Annotated in this window: 14 protein-coding genes and 1 pseudogene; 11 read left to right on the top strand and 4 right to left on the bottom strand. The window is 61.0% G+C overall.

Annotation, left to right across the window (positions count from 1 at the left end):
- The first annotated feature begins 1 nt into the window (after position 1).
- The 9 genes from BSY16_RS24865 to BSY16_RS24905 all read left to right on the top strand — a co-directional run bounded on the left by BSY16_RS24865 (position 2) and on the right by BSY16_RS24905 (position 10,178).
- Positions 2-916 carry a branched-chain amino acid ABC transporter permease gene (locus tag BSY16_RS24865; RefSeq protein WP_083243111.1) on the top strand — a complete coding sequence of 305 codons (915 nt, stop codon included), beginning with the start codon at positions 2-4 and terminating at the stop codon, positions 914-916.
- Positions 916-1,974 (top strand): branched-chain amino acid ABC transporter permease, encoded by a 1,059-nt coding sequence (locus BSY16_RS24870; RefSeq protein ID WP_286157339.1) that lies wholly within the window; start codon positions 916-918, stop codon positions 1,972-1,974. The genes BSY16_RS24865 and BSY16_RS24870 overlap by 1 nt, the downstream gene beginning before the upstream one ends.
- On the top strand, positions 1,967-2,671 hold the full coding sequence (locus BSY16_RS24875) for a GntR family transcriptional regulator (protein WP_069062485.1): 705 nt from the start codon (positions 1,967-1,969) through the stop codon (positions 2,669-2,671). The genes BSY16_RS24870 and BSY16_RS24875 overlap by 8 nt, the downstream gene beginning before the upstream one ends.
- 26 nt (positions 2,672-2,697) lie before the next feature.
- Positions 2,698-4,728 carry a hydantoinase/oxoprolinase family protein gene (locus BSY16_RS24880; protein ID WP_069062486.1) on the top strand — a complete coding sequence of 677 codons (2,031 nt, stop codon included), beginning with the start codon at positions 2,698-2,700 and terminating at the stop codon, positions 4,726-4,728.
- A gap of 11 nt (positions 4,729-4,739) precedes the next feature.
- On the top strand, positions 4,740-6,437 hold the full coding sequence (locus BSY16_RS24885) for a hydantoinase B/oxoprolinase family protein (RefSeq protein ID WP_069062487.1): 1,698 nt from the start codon (positions 4,740-4,742) through the stop codon (positions 6,435-6,437).
- A 4-nt stretch (positions 6,438-6,441) separates the two neighbouring features.
- Complete coding sequence (locus BSY16_RS24890; protein ID WP_069062488.1) at positions 6,442-6,633, top strand: hypothetical protein; 192 nt, start codon at positions 6,442-6,444, stop codon at positions 6,631-6,633.
- A gap of 97 nt (positions 6,634-6,730) precedes the next feature.
- Positions 6,731-8,035, top strand: a complete 1,305-nt coding sequence (gabT, locus tag BSY16_RS24895) for a 4-aminobutyrate--2-oxoglutarate transaminase (RefSeq protein ID WP_069062489.1) — start codon at positions 6,731-6,733, stop codon at positions 8,033-8,035.
- Entirely contained in the window at positions 8,032-9,486 is a 1,455-nt protein-coding gene (locus BSY16_RS24900) for an NAD-dependent succinate-semialdehyde dehydrogenase (RefSeq protein WP_069062490.1), read from the top strand. The genes gabT and BSY16_RS24900 overlap by 4 nt, the downstream gene beginning before the upstream one ends.
- 2 nt (positions 9,487-9,488) lie before the next feature.
- Positions 9,489-10,178, top strand: a complete 690-nt coding sequence (locus BSY16_RS24905; protein ID WP_069062491.1) for an SDR family NAD(P)-dependent oxidoreductase — start codon at positions 9,489-9,491, stop codon at positions 10,176-10,178.
- A 213-nt stretch (positions 10,179-10,391) separates the two neighbouring features.
- Here the strand turns inward: BSY16_RS24905 and BSY16_RS24910 are convergent, their stop codons facing one another.
- Together BSY16_RS24910 and BSY16_RS24915 are read right to left on the bottom strand one after the other, a co-directional pair.
- Positions 10,392-11,231, bottom strand: a complete 840-nt coding sequence (locus BSY16_RS24910) for an alkaline phosphatase family protein (protein ID WP_069063691.1) — start codon at positions 11,229-11,231, stop codon at positions 10,392-10,394.
- Between the two features lie 63 nt (positions 11,232-11,294).
- Positions 11,295-12,878 carry an ABC transporter substrate-binding protein gene (locus tag BSY16_RS24915; RefSeq protein ID WP_069062492.1) on the bottom strand — a complete coding sequence of 528 codons (1,584 nt, stop codon included), beginning with the start codon at positions 12,876-12,878 and terminating at the stop codon, positions 11,295-11,297.
- 203 nt (positions 12,879-13,081) lie between these two features.
- Between BSY16_RS24915 and pdxR the strand changes: the two genes are divergently transcribed.
- Positions 13,082-14,533: a MocR-like pyridoxine biosynthesis transcription factor PdxR gene (gene pdxR / locus BSY16_RS24920; protein WP_069062493.1), complete on the top strand. Its 1,452-nt coding sequence runs from the start codon at positions 13,082-13,084 to the stop codon at positions 14,531-14,533.
- Between the two features lie 86 nt (positions 14,534-14,619).
- Here the strand turns inward: pdxR and BSY16_RS31735 are convergent.
- Positions 14,620-14,697, bottom strand: a pseudogene (locus tag BSY16_RS31735) (cold-shock protein); the annotation flags it as partial.
- A gap of 195 nt (positions 14,698-14,892) precedes the next feature.
- On the opposite strand from BSY16_RS31735, the gene BSY16_RS24925 reads away from it, so the two are divergent.
- On the top strand, positions 14,893-15,561 hold the full coding sequence (locus tag BSY16_RS24925; RefSeq protein WP_069062494.1) for an MreC domain-containing protein: 669 nt from the start codon (positions 14,893-14,895) through the stop codon (positions 15,559-15,561).
- Between the two features lie 812 nt (positions 15,562-16,373).
- On the opposite strand, the gene BSY16_RS24935 is transcribed toward BSY16_RS24925, so the two are convergent.
- Positions 16,374-17,090, bottom strand: a complete 717-nt coding sequence (locus BSY16_RS24935; RefSeq protein WP_286157340.1) for a DeoR/GlpR family DNA-binding transcription regulator — start codon at positions 17,088-17,090, stop codon at positions 16,374-16,376.
- Positions 17,091-17,280 lie beyond the last annotated feature (190 nt).

The following is a 17,280-nucleotide window of genomic DNA, read 5'->3' on the forward strand; positions in this document are numbered from 1 at the left end:
CATGGCCAACATCGTTCAAGTTCTCGTCGATGCGATTGCGCTGGGCAGCCTTTATGCTCTTGTCGCACTGGCGATCGGCCTCGTCTTCGGCGTCATGCGGCTCGTCAATTTCGCGCAGGCCGACTACATCACCATTGGCGCCTATGCGCTGGTGGTGCCGACCGCGAGTGTCACGCCACCGCTGTTGCTCGGTGCGTTGCCGTCTGCGTTGATGATCGGTGGCGTGCTCGTCGTCGTGATGGCTCTGGCGCTTCTGACCGAGCGTGTTGCGTTCCGGCCGTTGCGCAATTCCAACCCGTCGACCCTGCTCATCTCCTCCTTCGCCGTCAGCTATTTCCTGCAGAACCTCGTCATGCTCGTCCATACCGGCCGGCCGAAATCGGTCGGCATCGGACAGGGCCTTGCCAATGCGGTGGAGATCGGCGGCGTGCGTGTTCCCGGCATTCAGCTCCTGACCATGGTCGTCACTGCCGGACTGCTCGTTGCGCTCGTGCTCTTCCTCAAGAAGACGCCGCTCGGCATCCAGATGCGGGCGGCGGCGGAAAACTTCCAGATGGCCCGCCTGCTCGGCATGCCGGCAAATCGGGTGATCGCGCTCGCCTTCGCCATCTCCGGCCTGCTCGGCGGTGCGGTCTCGCTGCTCTTGACGATCCAGACAGGCACGCTCGATCTGCGCATGGGCCTGATGCCTGTCGTCTACGCTTTCTTCGCCACCGTCATCGGCGGCATGGGCTCGCTGCCGGGCGCTGCACTCGGCGGGTTCCTCGTCGGTGTCGTAAGCGTGCTCCTGCAAACCTACCTGCCGGCCGATCTGCGCCCCTTCCGCGACGCCGGCGTGTTCATGATGGTCATCCTGATCCTCCTCGTGCGCCCGCAGGGCCTGATCGTCACCAGCGCCGCGAAGGAGCGCGTATAATGAAGAGCGATACCATGTCCTTCGCAACGATCGGCCGTTTCTGGTTTCCGGTGCTGGCGCTGATTGTGCCGCTTGCGCTCATCGTCATGGTGACGGGCGAGTTCGGCGGCCTGTCCATCCAGCGCACCGTCATTGAAATGCTGATCAGCATCGTCATCGTCGTCGGGCTTTACGTCTTTGTTGGTAACTCCGGCATCATTTCCTTCGGCCACGCAACTTTCATGGCGATTGCCGCTTACGCCTCGGCTTGGCAGACCTGCTGCGAGATGCTGAAGCCGATCACCATGTCCGGCCTGCCGCCCTTCCTGCGCGACCAGAGCATCCCGCTGCTGCCGTCGGCCGTGGTCTCGGTGCTGCTCGCGGGTGCCGCCGCTTTCTTCACTGGCCTCGTCATCATGCGGCTCACCGGTCTGGCGGCCTCGATTTCCACGCTTGCTGTGCTGTTCATCCTGAACGTCGTCTATTCCAACTGGGATAGTGTCACGATGGGCTCCGCCTCGATCGTCGGCCTGCCGACCTATGTGACGGCCTGGCTGGCGCTCGGCTGCGCCGTCGTCGCCATCGTCGTCGCCTATCTCTACCAGGTCTCCGCCTTCGGCCTGGCGATCCGGGCGACGCGCGAAGACGAGGTGGCGGCCGCCGCGTCGGGCATCTCGCTCTATTGGTCGCGGCTCATCGCCTTCACGCTCTCGGGCTTTATGGTTGGTCTCGGCGGCGTCCTCCAGGCGCACTACCTTGGCACGGTGTCGATAAATAGCTTCTTCCTCAGCTTCACCTTCCTCGCACTCGCCATGCTCATCGTCGGCGGCATGGGTAGCCTTGCAGGCGCGGTCACCGGCGTCGTCGTCATCACGGCGATGGTCGATGTCTTCCGCCGGCTCGAAGCCGGAATTTCGATCGGTGGGGAGCAATGGTCGCTGCCGGCGGGTACGCAGGAGCTTATCATCGCGGCCTTTATGCTGTTGATACTGGCCTTCCGCAAAGACGGAATCATGGCAGGGCGAGAAATAGGCCTGCCGGAGCAGGCACAGCGCGAGAAAGGGCTCATCAATGGCTAACAATCTACTCTTCAATACCGACGAGCCGGTCGGCATTATCGACCACCGGATGCTCTCCGACCAGGTTTCGACTTTTCTTGTGCGGGAACTGATCTTCGGTCGGCTCCAGCCCGGTCAGCGTATCAACGAGGCGGAACTCGCCCGCCAGCTCGGTATCAGCCGCAATCCCATCCGTGAGGCGATCCGCCGGCTGGAGGAGCGCGGACTGCTCGTCGCGGTTCCCCGCAAGGGCACCTTCGTTCGCACCTTTCTGCACAGCGATATCGATGAGATTTTTTCGTTTCGCGTCGTGGTCGAGCGCTTTGCCGTCGAGCAGGCGCTGCCGCAGATGACCGATGCCGATATCGAGCGCATTGCCGGCTTCGTCGATGCGATGGTCGCGGCCGCCAATGCCAATGACGAAATCGCGCTGGTCGAAAACGACCTCGCCTTCCACCTCGAAATCTGCCGGCTCTCGAAGAACCGCCAGACGTTGCACGCCTTCACCAACATCCAGGCGGAAGTGCAGATGCTCATCACCATGGCCGAGCGCCAGTTCGAGAGCCAGATGGCGGCGGCCGTCGATCACTGGCCGGTCGTCGAGGCGCTGCGCACCCGCAACCCCGAAAAGGCGATGGACGCCATCCGCGATCACATCCGCGATTCCTGGCGCCATCTGCTTGAAGCTTACGAGCGGGAAAAACCCCGTTCGTCCTGATCCTATCCATGAGAAAAGAGGGAACAATGCCTGACAGAAAAATCATCGGCATCGACATTGGGGGAACGTTCACCGACTTCGTTTCCTACGATGCGGCGACCGGCACCATCGAGAACTGGAAGAACCTCACGACGCCCTCCGAACCGATCGAAGGTGTGCTCCAGGGGCTCGGACAGGTGGACGATGTCGCAAGCGTTGACAAGATTCGTCTCGGCACGACGATCGCGACCAATGCACTCCTGACGCGCCGCGGCGCCAAGGTCGCCTATGTCACGACATCAGGTTTTCGCGATGTTCCCTTCATCCAGCGCGGCGACCGCCGCAGCCACTACGACATTACCTGGATCAAGACCAAGCCGCTGATGAAGCGCGCCGACACCTATGAGATCGGCGGGCGTTTCAGCGCCAAGGGCGAGCTTGTTACGGCGCTCGACGAAACGGCCGTGCGCGAGGTTGCCGCAACGATCAGGGCCGACGGCACGATCGAGGCGATCGCGGTGTGCACGCTGTTCTCCTATATCGACCCGAGCCATGAGCAGCGCATCCGAGATATCCTTGCGGAAGAACTGCCCGGCATGCCGATCTCGATTTCCTACGAGGTGCTGCCGAAGTGGAAGGAATACGACCGCGCCTCCACAACCATCGCTGACGCCTACCTGAAGCCCATCGTCTCCGACAATTTCCACCGCATGCAGAAGCGTCTCGACGCCATCGGCATCGGCGACCGGATCGGCGTGATCAAGTCGAACGGCGGTGAATCGACCTTGAAGGGCGCTGCCGAAGCGCCCGTGCAAATGACGCTCTCCGGCCCGACCGGCGCGGTCGTCGCCACCCGCATTCTTTCTGAACTGACCGGCATCAAGAACCTCGTCACCTTCGACATGGGCGGCACCTCGACCGATTGCTCGACCGTCGTCGACGGCATGGAGCATGTGACGACCAGCTTCGAAATCGAATGGGGCCTGCCGATCCAGATCCCGATGATCGACATCCACACGATCGGCGCCGGCGGCGGCTCGATTGCCTGGATCGACAAGGGTGGCATGCTGCGCATGGGCCCGCAATCGGCCGGTGCGGCGCCGGGACCGGCATGCTACGGCCGCGGCGGCGAGAATGCCACCGTGACGGACGCGAACGTCGTGCTCGGTCGCATCAATCCCGATTACTTCCTCGGCGGCAAGATGAAGCTCGATGCCGAGGCGGCGCATCGTGCGGTCAAGAAGATCGCCGACCAGCTTGGCCTCGAGGTCGATGCGGCGGCCTTCGCGATGGTGCAGATCGCCAACAACAACATGCTGGGCGCACTGCGTGCCGTCCTCCTCCAGCGCGGCCTCGATCCGCGCGACTTCTCGCTCGTCGCCTCGGGCGGCGCGGGTCCGGTGCATATCTGCGACCTGATGGATATCTCGGGCATTCCGCACGGCATCGTGCCGAATTATCCCGGCCAGTTCTCCGCCTTCGGCTTCATCATGACCGATGCCCGTGTGGACCGGCACCGCACCGTGCAGCAGATCTCGAAATACTTTGATGGTGCGCGTGCCACGGCGGCGATGACGGAACTGGTGGATGGCGCCATCGCCGAGCTGGTCTCGCAGGGCTACCAGCAGAAGGTGGATATCTACCGCTCGATCGAAGCCCGCTACTTCGGCCAGAACCACGAGCTGGAACTGAGCTTCCCCGCCAACCAGTTCACCGAGGAAACTATCGCAAGCCTTTGGGAGCGTTTCCACGAGGAGCACCAGAACCGCTTCGGCTTCTCCATTCCCGGCGAGACCATCGAGACGGTCAATCTCAAGGTCGTGGCCGTTGCCGTTTCGGAAAAGCCGCAGATGCGGGAGCTCGAAAAGGGCGAGGGCACGCCTGCCTCCTCCGGCAGCCGCAAGGTGCGCTTCGAGGACGGCTGGCACGACGTCAAGACCTATGATCGCGGCACCTTCAAGCAGGGTCAGACCGTCGCCGGTCCCGCCATTGTCGAGGAAAGCGCTTCCGTCACCATTCTCCAGCCGAAACAGACGCTTCGCGTCGACCGTCTCGGCAATCTGATCATTTCGGCCTGAGGAGTACCGTCATGGACTTCGTTACGATGAACATCCTGGAATCCAGCATGGTCTCTCTCTGCAAGGAGATGGGGATCGTGCTGATGAAGACGTCCTATTCGACGATCTTCAACGAGGCGCTCGACTTCACCTGCGGCCTCGCAGACATGAACGGCGACATGATCGCCGTCGCCGACTATTGCCCGGCGCAGATCGGCGGCATGCCGCTGCTCGTCAAGTCGTGCCTGAAGGAAATCCCGATCGACGAGATCGAGGAGGGCGACGTCATCCTGCACAATGACCCCTACCGCGGTGGTCTGCACACGCCGGAGCACACCTTCTTCAAGCCGATCTTCGTCGATGGCGAGATCATGGGGTTTGCGGTGGCGATCGGCCATATCGCGGAAGTCGGCGGCATGGCGCCGGGCGGCTTCTGCGGTGAGGCGACGGAAATCTTCCAGGAGGGGCTTCGCATTCCGCCGGTGAAGATCAAGAAGCGCGGCCAAGACAATATCGAGGTTTGGAAGCTGCTTCTCGCCAATGTGCGCACCCCACGAGTCAACTATGGCGACCTTCGCGCCCTCATCGCCGCTGTCGATCTCGGCGAAAAGCAGATGACGCAGATCTACAAGAAATACGGCAAGGAGAAGATCAAGGAGACCGTCAACGATCTGCTGCTCTATTCGGAACGCCGCATGCGCGCCGAACTGGAATTGATCCCGGACGGCATTTACGCCTTCTCCGATACGATCGAGAGCGACGGCATCGATGCCGAGCGCACCTACACGGTCGCCGTGGAAGTGCACAAGCGCGGCGGCGAGATCATCGTCGATTACCACGGCTCCTCGCCGCAGGCTTCCGGCCCAATCAACGCGACGCTCGGCGTTGCCACCTCGGCCGCCTACAATGCCGTGCTGCACATGACGGACCCGACGATCCCGCGCAATTCCGGCTGCTTCCGGCCGATCCGCGTGATGGCGCCGCCCGGCACCATCGTCAACGTGGATTTCCCGGCACCGGAAGTCGGCGGCAACACCGAAACCCATCCGCGTATCGTCGGTACTATCCTTGGCGCCATGGCGCCAGCCATTCCGAACCGCGTCATGGCGGCGGAAGGGGCGACACACTGCAACTTCGTCTTCGGTGGCGTCGATGCGGATACCGGCGAATATTTCGCCTGCTACGACCTCGAAGCCGTCGGCTGGGGCGGCCGCGCCTTTGCCGATGGCAATGACGGCGTCGACTCGATCAACGGCAATTGCCGTATCACGCCGGTGGAAGTCTACGAGACGCGCTTCCCCTGGCGTATCGAAAGCCTCGCCTTCAACGTCGATGCCGGCGGTGCCGGCGAATTCCGTGGCGGGGTGGGATATTCCAAGCAGATGCTGTGCCTCAACGACGAGATCATCTGCTCGCAGATGACCGACCGCCACCTGCTCGCCCCCTGGGGTCTGAACGGCGGCACGGAAGGCGGCGTCGGCGCGACGCTGGTCATGAAGAACGGCCGCGAGGACTGGCAGACGATGCGCGAAGCCTATGGCAAGGCCTCGACCAGCCGCTATTCCAACGTCTCGATCCGCCGCGGCGACCGTGTGCGGCTCGTCACTCCCGGCGGCGGCGGCTACGGCGAACCGGCAAAGCGCGACCCGGCAGCGGTCGCGGAGGATGTCCGCGAGGGCTACGTCTCCAAGGCGGCCGCCCAGAAACACTACGGCTACCAGGAGGCCTGAGACCATGAAGTTTTCGCTGAACGGGCTTTACATCGAAAGCTACACCAAATGCGCCAATTGCGGCGTCTTGATCTATGAAGCCTCGGAAGAGGATTCCAGCCGCAAGAAGACGCACGATGGCAGCATCTACTGCTCGCAGGAATGCGTCGACTGGAAGCTCGAGCGGGATGCCCGCCGCGCTAAGGCGACCGTCTAGGAGTTGACGAGCCGGTCCCGTCCATCCGGGACGGGGCCGGCCATCTTGAAGCGCCGCGATAGCGCCGCACCATAACAAACTGTCCAAGGAGACATCCATGTCCACGAACGCTGCCTTCACGGCGCGGCGCGCTGCCGCTATTCCGGCTGGCCTGTCGAAACATCTCGACGTCTATATCGAGAAGGCGGAAAACGCCGAACTGTGGGACGTCGAAGGCAAGCGCTACATCGATTTTGCCGCCGGTATTGCCGTTAACAACACGGGTCATCGCCATCCGAAAGTGGTCGAGCGCGTGCGCAACCAACTCGACAAGGTCACCCACACCTCGTTCCAGACCACGCCCTATATCGACTATGTCACGGTCTGCGAGAAGCTGAACGCGCTGGTGCCCGGCGACTTCCCAAAGAAGACGTTTCTCGTCTCCACCGGCGCTGAAGCCATCGAAAACGCTGCCAAGATTGCCCGCGCCGCGACCGGCCGGTCGGCCTTCGTCGCCTTTTCCGGCGCCTTCCACGGCCGCACGCTGATGGCGATGACGCTGACCGGCAAGACCACGCCTTACAAAGCCGGCTTCGGCCCGCTGGTGCCTGATGTCTTCCACCTGCCGTTCCCGATCCCCTATCACGGCATTTCCGAGCAGGAATCGCTAACTGCGCTCGACCGCTTCTTCCGCTCGGAGGTCGATCCGACGCGCGTCGCCGGCATTTTCGTCGAGCCGGTGCAGGGCGAGGGCGGTTTCTATCCCGCGCCCGTTGCCTTCCTGCGCACGCTGCGTGAGATCTGCGACAAACACGGTATCCTGCTGATCGCCGACGAAATCCAGACGGGTTTTGCCCGCACGGGGAAAATGTTCGCGATGGAACATGCCGGCGTCGCCGCCGATATCGTCACCATGGCCAAGGGGCTCGGCGGCGGTTTTCCGATCGCCGCCGTCACCGGCCGCGCCGATATCATGGACAAGATCCCAATGGGCGGCGTCGGCTCCACCTTCGCCGGCAATCCGCTGTCCTGCGCGGCATCGCTCGCCGTGATGGAGATCATCGAGGACGAAAAGCTGATCGACCGTGCCAACGAGGTCGGCAGCCGGCTGAAGGCGGTCTTCAAGGACTGGCAGGAGGGCAACGAGTTTGCCTGCATCGGCGAGGTGCGCGGCCTCGGCGCCATGGTGGCGATCGAGTTCGTGCGTGACCGCGAGACGCGCCAGCCCTGGCCGGAATTGGTGAAGGCCATCACCCACACCGCCGCCGAAAAAGGCCTGCTGCTGCTCTCCTGCGGCGTGCATGGCAATGTCGTGCGTGTGCTGACGCCGCTGACCATCCCCTTCGACCATCTCGACGAAGGCATCGCCATCCTCAAGGACAGCCTTCGGGCGGCGCTGGAAAAGGTGGAGGCCGGGCAATGACGCTCGCGCTGCTGCATGATCGCGCCTTCATCGATGGTGAGTGGGTGTGTGCGGATGGGGGCACGACCTTCGAAGTGCGCAATCCGGCGACGGGCGAGGTTCTCGCCCGCGTCGCCGATCTCACGGCCGCCGATGTCGAACGCGCCATCCTTGCGGCCGAACACGCTCAGGTGGACTGGCGCAAGCGCCCGGCCAAGGAACGAGCCAAGTTGCTGCGCGCCTGGTTCGACCTGATCACCGCACATACGGAAGACCTTGCCCGGCTGATCACCGCCGAGCAGGGCAAGCCGCTCTACGAAGCCCGCGGCGAGGTGGCGTTCGGCGCTTCCTTCGTCGACTGGTTTTCCGAAGAGGCCAAGCGCGTCTACGGCGACGTTATCCCCTCGGCCGGGCGCGACCGGCGTTTCGTGGTGCTGAAACAGCCGATCGGCGTCTGCGCCGCCATCACGCCCTGGAATTTTCCCTTGGCGATGATCACCCGCAAGGCGGCCGCCGCACTCGCCGCCGGCTGCACCATGGTCGTCAAACCTTCGGAGGAAACGCCGCTGACGGCGCTGGCCATGGCCGAGCTGGCCCGACAGGCGGGCATTCCGGCCGGCGTCCTCAACATCGTACCTTCGACGGATTCCGCCGGCATCGGTCGCCTGCTCTGCGAACATCCGGTCATCCGAAAACTCTCCTTCACCGGCTCAACCGCTGTCGGCAAGCTCCTGATGCGGCAATGCGCCGACACGCTCAAAAAACTGTCGTTGGAACTCGGCGGCAATGCTCCCTTCATCGTCTTCGACGATGCGGACCTCGATCTCGCCGTCGCCGGCGCCATCGCCTCGAAATTCCGCAATTCCGGCCAGACCTGCGTCTGCACCAACCGCATCTACGTGCAGGACGGCATCCACGATGCCTTCGTGGCGAAGCTGACCGAAGAGGTTGCCAGGCTGAAGGTGGGAGATGGTGCTGCGCGGGAAGTGGTGCAGGGGCCGCTCATCAATGGTAAGGCCGTAGCGAAGGTGGCGGAGCTGATCGGCGACGCCGTGGACCACGGCGCCCGCGTCGAAACCGGCGGGAAGGCGCACGCGCTTGGCGGCACCTGGTTCGAGCCGACGGTGCTGAGCGGCATGCAGTCATCGATGCGGCTCGCGCAGGAAGAGGCCTTCGGCCCAGTTGCACCGGTCTTCCGCTTCAGGGATGACGCGGAGGTTATCCGCCTCGCCAACGACACACGCTACGGCCTGATGGCCTATTTCTACGCACGCGACATCAACCGGATCTGGCATGTACTCGAAGAGTTGCAATTCGGCATGGTTGGTATCAACGAAGGACTGATCTCCACCGAGCTCGCGCCCTTCGGCGGCATCAAGGAAAGCGGTTTTGGTCGAGAGGGCTCCAAGTACGGCATCGAGGAATATGTGGAACTGAAATACGCCTGTTTCGGCGGCCTGGGGCGGGGTTGAAGATGACGGATCGTAAGGTCGCCCTCGTCGTCGGCGCCTCGCGAGGGTTGGGGCTTGGGCTGGTTCACGCTTTCATGTCACGGGGATGGGAGGTGATCGCGACCGTGCGCAACGAGCATGGCCGCAGCATATTGAAACCCCTTGTCGACGAAGGTCCGGTTTCCATCGCCCATATGGACATCAACGTACCCGACGACATAAGGGTTCTTCGGAAGAAGCTCTCGGAGCGATCGCTTGACGTGTTGTTCGTCAATGCGGGCGTTGCCATTGATCCCACGATCGCGGTGGAATCCATATCGACGCAGGACTTCGTGGACGTCATGGTCACGAACGCGCTTTCTCCTCTGCGCGTTCTTGGTGCGCTTCATGACCTGGTCGCTCCCGACGGCGTTGTCGCAGCGATGTCTTCGGGCATGGGCAGCATCAACGACAACGCCGGCGGGGGGTGGGAGATTTATCGTGCCAGCAAGGCGGCTCTCAATCAGATGATGAAGAGTTTCGCGGTCAGAAAAGCAGACGGGCGAACCTATATCACCATATCGCCGGGATGGGTGCGCACCGAGATGGGCGGCGGCGAGGCGCCGCTTGACATAGAAACAAGCGCCGCCGGAGTTGTCGAAACATTGATCGTTCGCTCGGGCGCTCGTGGCGTTCATTTCGTCGATTTCCGCAACCAACCCATCGCTTGGTAGGTGCCATACGCGGACGGAGTGACCTCGACGGTGCCGTCGGAGACGGCGACCACAGCGTAGCAATGGATACCGGATGAGTGGCCGTCGGCGAGGCGCTTGGACTACGTCAACATTGTCGAAGGCCTCATCCGCGATCTCGCGGATGAGGAGGGTTTTTCGATCGAGGATCTCCGTTTGACCTAAGGCCTGAGGCGCTGTGCCTATGGCTGAGAGCTAGGTCAGGAAAGCCCTGAATGTCATGCTCTCAGGTTGCGGCACGCCCAGGCGTGACAACACGGTCGGAGCCAGTTGCAACTGTTCGAGGAGGGTGTCCGGCGAAGGGCCTTCGCCGCCGCCAAACCAGTAGAAGGCGAAATCCTGCATCTCTTCATCGTGGCCGCCGTGGTGGCCGCGATTGGTCTGGCCGTGATCGGCGGTGACGATGATTTCGTAGCCGTTCTTACGCCACCGTGGCAGGAAGGCCGCGAGCTGGGCGTCGATGGTAAAGCAGGCGTGATCCATCTGCGAACAATCATGGCCGTAACGATGCCCCATGCTGTCGAGCGTGCAGGTGTGCAGGACGCCGTAGTCGATGTTGTGGCGTTCGGTGAGCATGGTCAGCGTCGCGAAGAGATCGAGGTCGCTGGGTGTCATCTGGTTTTGGTGATTGTAGCCGGCCATGGTGTGGAACCGGCCATGATGAATGGGCCCTTCCACGTCGTCGTATTCGATGTCGCGCACCATGTCGAAGGGCGCGCGCTGAAAGAAAGTCGACCAGAAGGAATGAGCAACGGCGCCGGTCCTGCCGCCGCCCCTTGCCACTTCGGAGAAAACATCGGGCTGCACAATGCGGAAAAGTGTCTCGTTTGAAAGAACTCCGTGTACCTGCGGCGCCACGCCGGTGTGGATCGATGCGTAGCACGATGCGGATGTCGACGGCAGAACGGAGCGCATCTTCCACACACGCGCCTCGCCAGCCGCCACCCAGCCTTCCAGATTGCCCATCAGCCGGCGCGCGTTGCGCCAGGGCTGGCCGTCAAGAATGATCAGCAGGAGTTTGTTACGAAGCGGCATTTCCATATCCTTGCATGGCATCACGCGCCGCCCAATGACGGGGCGTTCGATCCGAGGCTTTGGTCAGGCGCTGAGCCAGCACCGCAGCGGTGCGTCGCCGTTCATGAGCTCGCCGGCGGGATTGTCCACCCAGCCCCGGATGTTTTCGCCGACGCCGTCGATAAAGTCGTTGAACATTGGCGCAATCAGTCCGCCCTCGTCGCGCATCATCTCCGACACATCCCGATACATCGCCCGCCGCTTCGTCTCGTCCAGTTCCGCACGCGCGGCGATCACGAGTTTATCGAAGCGCTCATTCCTGAAGCGGGTATCGTTCCAGTCCGCCGACGAGATGTAACCGGTGGAATACATCTGGTCTTGTGTCGGCCGCCCGCCCCAATAGGAGGTCGAGAAAGGTTGCACATTCCAGACATTCGACCAGTAACCGTCGCCGGGTTCGCGCTTGACGTCGATCTCGATGCCGGCTTTCTTGGCGCTTTCCTGATAAAGAACCGCAGCATCGACCGCACCTGGAAACGCGACTTCCGAGGTGCGCAGCACGACGGCGCCGCTGTGTCCGGACTTCTTGAAGTGGAAAGCCGCTTTCTCGGGATCGTAGGCGCGCTGTTCGATCGCCTCGTAGAGCGGATAGGCCTTGTTGATGGGGGCATCGTTGCCGACCGAGCCGTAGCCTTGCAGAATGCGTTCGATCATCGTCTCGCGATCCATCGCGTATTTGAGGGCGAGGCGCAGGTCCTTGTTATCGAAGGGTGCCGTGTCGCAGAACATGTTGAACGGGTAGAAGCCGCGACCGGATACGTTGCGGATCGTGACCCTCGGCATATTCTTAAGTAGTGCGACGGTTTTCGGCTCGATCCGGTTGATCATATGCACCTGGCCGCTCTGCATGGCGGCGATGCGCGCCGTGGCGTCGTTGATGACAACGATCTCCACCTGCTCGACGAAACCAACGCTATCGCTGGCCCAATAGTTTTCAAAGCGGGTCGCGTTGTAGCGGACGCCCGCCTCGCTGCCGGCAAGTTTGTAAGGTCCGGTGCCGATTGCGGCTTCAGGATTGTCCTTTCCGCCGTTCGGCTGGATCACCAGATGATAGTCGATCATCAGAAAGGGCATGTCGGCATTGGCTTCCTTGAGGGTGAAGACGACGGCGTCGCCGTCCGCCTTGACCGTTTCGATGCCTTTGAGAATGCCGAGCGCCCCGGATTTTGCGCTTTCATCCGAATGACGTTCGATTGTGGCAACGACGTCGTCCGGTTTCAATGTCCTACCGTCGTGGAACTGCACGCCCTTGCGGATCGTGAAAGTCCAGGTCTTGGCATCCGGCGAGGCGCTCCATTCTTCTGCAAGAACCGGAATCGGCGAACCATCCGGCGCCAGCCAGACAAGAGTCTCGCCCCACAAATGATTGATCATCGCCGTGACCTGATTTGTGGCAAGCCCCGGGTCGAGGCTGTCGGTTGATGCGCCGCCCTGCATGCCGATCTTGATTGTTCCGCCGCGCACCGGCCCTTCAGCCCTTGCGGCGGTAGACAGCAGGGACTCCGCGGCAACAAGGCCCAGGCCGAACACGACGCTGCGGCCGAGAAAGTCGCGACGCGACATCCGGCCTTTTGCAACGAGGCTGGAGAGATAGTTCAATTCATCCATCGATAGTTCCCCGACCGGCTGAAATGGCTTGGCCCGCGGCCGGCCCGCAGACCGTGATTGCTTGATCCGGGGTGGATATTAGTCAGTAAGAATACTGTATACATGTCCAGAAATCACGAAAATGACCAGTCCACTTTACGGCTGGCATACGCGCAAGGAGAGATGCCATCGCCCGCACGATCGACGGCTCCAGTCTGGATGGATTGATACTCGATACCGAAAGCGATCGCCCGCTGTACCTTCAGCTCTATGCCGGGTTACGGGAAATGATTCTTTCGGGCGCGATTTCCGGCGGGACGCGCATCCCCTCTACACGTGTTCTCTCGGAAAGCCTCGGGATATCCCGCTTCACCGTTGTGACAGCGATCGACCAGCTCGTCGCCGAGGGTTATCTCAACTCCGTGCGAGGCAGCGGCACCTATGTGGAAACCGTTCCACGTCGCCAAACTCGACCATTCGATGCTTCCGTCAACGGCAAGGATACTCCCCCGGATCGCTTCGAAGATATGCTTTCCCGGCGAGGGCAGGCGCTGACATGGCGCACCTCGCTGACCTTGAATGACGGCTCGCAGCATCTGCATATGGCAACGCCCGACCACCGGCTGTTTCCGGTGGATATCTGGTCGCGGCTGACGAAAGAAGTCTATGCGGAAGGCGACTTCCGTATCGTCAATTACCGCGAGATCTTACGTCCCTCCCTGCTCGAAGAGCAGATCGCCCGTCATATCGCCGTCAGTCGCGGTATTCGATGCGAGCCTGAGGAGGTGGTGACGACACTTGGCGCGCATCATGCAGTCACGCTTCTCGCTGAATTGCTGCTCGATCCTGGCGACACGGTCGCGTTCGAGGAGCCGGGCATGGCGGCGATTCGGTCTATTTTCCAATCTTCCGACTGCAAGATCGAGCCGATGTACGTCGATGCATCGGGGCCGGATCCGCACACGGTCGTCAACCGCGACGTCAAGCTCGCCTTCGTCACGGCTGCCAAACAGCAGCCCATGACCATCGCGATGCCGATGAAGCGCAAGCTGGAAATGCTGCATTGGGCGGCCGATCGCGGTACGCTGATCATCGAGGACGATCTGGGCAGCGAGTTCCGCTATCGGGGCGGCCCCATTCCGCCCCTGAAAGCGCTCGATCAAGCTGGCCAAGTCATTTATGTCGGTGCCTTCAGTATGACGCTGCTGCAATCGCTGCGCGTCGGCTACATGATCATGCCGAAGGCGCTTGCGGAAAAATGCCGCCGGCTGATTCAGGTTCGCTACAGGGCACTGCCGCAATTTACCGAGCAGATCGTTGGCCGCCTTATCGAAGACGGCCACTATGTTCGTCATCTGCACAGGATGCGCCGTATCTACGCCAAACGACAGAACCGGCTCCTGCAAATCCTGCGGTCGGATTTTGCCGATATTTTCGAACCGCCCGAATTCGCATCGGGGTTTTACAATCTTTGCTATTACAGGGATCAGTCGGTCGATGAGGATGCGCTCCTGATCCGCTGCCGGCACAACAATCTCGGCGTCGAACAACTGTCCTACTATTACGCAAACCGGATATCGCCGCGAAAGGCGCTTCTTGTCGGCTTTGCTGCATCGAATGAAGATGAGATTCAGTTCTCAACGAAACTGTTGAAGCGCTGTTTGGAGGCGACATAACGCCCTTGCATCGTTGCGGATGTAGAAACTTTTGAAGTAAAAAACCTAGCCTTAACATGAATTGATGAAGCGATTGTTCGAACCCTATCAACACCACCATTGTCGGGGGTGATAAAACCAAAGCCCTTGTCCTGATTGAAAAACTTGACGGTACCCGTCGCCATACTGTCTTCTTGAAACAAGCGGCACCGCGCCACTGGCAGATCTTACGGATCGGCTGGTATACTCGCAACCATTCATGCTCGGCAGCGCCACTGTCTACGGCTAGCCTCATCTTGTGCCGGGGCGGAGTTTGCATTTCTGTTCGATACATGTCTCTTTGCGCATGACCAAATGAGTGCACCTGGAGCCTCGAACATTTGAAAAAGCCACAAAAGAACTTCGTCGTTGAGCACAAGGGTGCGCGTCGAAAACCCACGCCGGAATCCAATTCGATTTGGGGCAACGTCGATTTGCGCCGGTTTGCCGAGCACGACGGCGAGGTGGAAGCACTCAGGGCTGGTGCGCTTCGCGTTGATTCAGATGCGGAGATGCACGAGGTATCGCATGCACCCACGTTAACAGCAGATTTGCAGCAAAAGACAACGTCAATCATGGCAGTGGAGGAACAGATGGCCGATGACACGAGCATGACCGAACAGGCGTCCACCGAACCCGAAACTGCCTTGCCGAAGCCGCCTGAGATCAAGAAGCGTGGCCTGCGAGCCAAGAAGGCAGCGCGGGAAACTGTAGCTTCTGATGCTTTGGTCGACGCGCCTGCTGTTAAGAAAACGCGGGCGAAAAGGGATAGCAAGAACATCGCAGCCGAGGTGAAGCCATCTGCTCGCCGTGGCGGACGCAAAGCCAAGGCTGCTGTCGAGTCGATTGTTGAACCCGCTACGCAGGCGGTCTCGCCTATCGCAGCGGCTGATGAGGAGATGGAGGATCTGTTTCAACTCGAGCAGGAAAACCAGCGACTGCGGAAGCTACTTGCGGAAAAGCTCCGCGAGGAGAATGCTAGTCTTCGCCAGCGACTCGGTCTTGACTGACATGATGCCGGAGGATTGGTCGGCTGCCAGGCCGACCCTCCTCTTCAGTGCGGTGCTGCTCGACCGCTGACAACGGGCATCTTCGTCTCCGCTGCCCAGTGGGTTACCGGAGCGTACGACAAGAGTGGAGTTGAAAAGCGGTAGCAAAGTCGCCCTGGAAACTTCTCGCCGGATTGCTGTTTCGGGGAAAGACTGCGGATCAGCATGACGTTGGCCAAGCCAGCCTCACCGAGATCCCCAACGAGGTCGAGGGACCTGGAGCCAATTCCATCGCTGCTGAAGTATTGATAGGGGGCGAGTCCGCACCTGAACCGAAACCATCGGTCGCGTTGCAAGCTGGCAAGGGCGAAGCCGGTGATCGATCGTCAGGAGCCACCGCCATCAATGGCGGCAGAGGTGCCTGACCCCATGCCGGCTGACGAAGCCTCCAGCTTGGCCCGGGATCGCGCTGTGGTCGTCATAGGCGCCGAACGGCAAAATCAGCAGGATAGGGCCCCGCCGACGACCCAAAGGAAGGTCAAGGCGGACGCGTGGGGTCTTGTCAGGGATGCGGAACGGGCAATCGCCTTGGCGGTGCAAGCGGCGCCAAATGAACCAGATCCAGTTCGGGCGCTAGGCCGTGAGATCTGGGAACTACGGTCCCAACTGGTAGTGAAGCTCCGGGTTCAAAATGATCAACTGAGGCAGATGCTCAGCCGTTTTCAACCTAGGGTCCTGATCCTAAGCACATGGATTGCTTAGTGATCATGTCGATACTCTTCAAGAGCCTATTTCGCAGCGATGTCGATTTAGAAAAGCGTTTTTGGGAACGATCAATATCGGGTTGTGATGATGGAGGAAGCACCGGCCGCTTCAATGGCCTGAGTGATGTTTGGCGGTGGTTCGGTGTCTGTGACGAGGCGGCCAATTTGATCCCAGCCGGTAACCTCGAATATCCCGCGCTTGTTGAATTTCGAGGCATCAGCGAGCACCGTCACCGTCTCGACCCGCTCGATCATCGCTCGGGCGATCTGCGTTTCTGCCTCGTCGAAGTCCAGTAGGCCAGTTCCGTCGATGGCGCCGACGGTCAGGAACGCGTGGCGCGCTCGAAAGCGGCCAATCTGCTCGACCGCTAACGAGCCTACTGTCTCCGACGCGTCCATGCTGAACGCACCACCGATCAGGAAGACTTTGTTTTCACCGCCGGCAGATACGAGCGAAGCGATGCGGATGCTGTTCGTGATCACTGTCAGACCTGACAATCCGGCGATGGCTTCGGCGAACAGAACCGTCGTTGTCCCCGTATCGATGAAAAGACTGTCACCTGGGGAGAGAAGGCTCGCGGCCGCCTTTGCGATCTGGCGTTTGGCCGGGAGGTTTTCCGCCATGCGCGCGGCAAATGGGCCTTCGCCACCCATCTCGGTCGCAGCGATGGAGCGGAGCTTAGCACCGCCATGGAATTTCTGAATCCTGCCTAACTCGTCGAGGCCGACAAGATCCCTGCGGATCGTCTCGCGGGAGACCGTGAGCTCCTCAGCAAGTTGGTCCACGCTGACCTCTCCTCGACGAGTAACAAGCCGGATTATTTCCTCGTGACGCTCGTGTGGACGCACTAGTGAACCTCTCCGATAGCGCCTAAACGCATTGCCGCTAAATGCCCGAACGGTCAAAAAGCGCAACAATATCTCCACATATAGCGACCGAATGGCCGAGATGCAAAGAGTCCAGATACGAAAAATC

Source organism: Sinorhizobium sp. RAC02 (assembly GCF_001713395.1).
Lineage (GTDB): Bacteria > Pseudomonadota > Alphaproteobacteria > Rhizobiales > Rhizobiaceae > Shinella.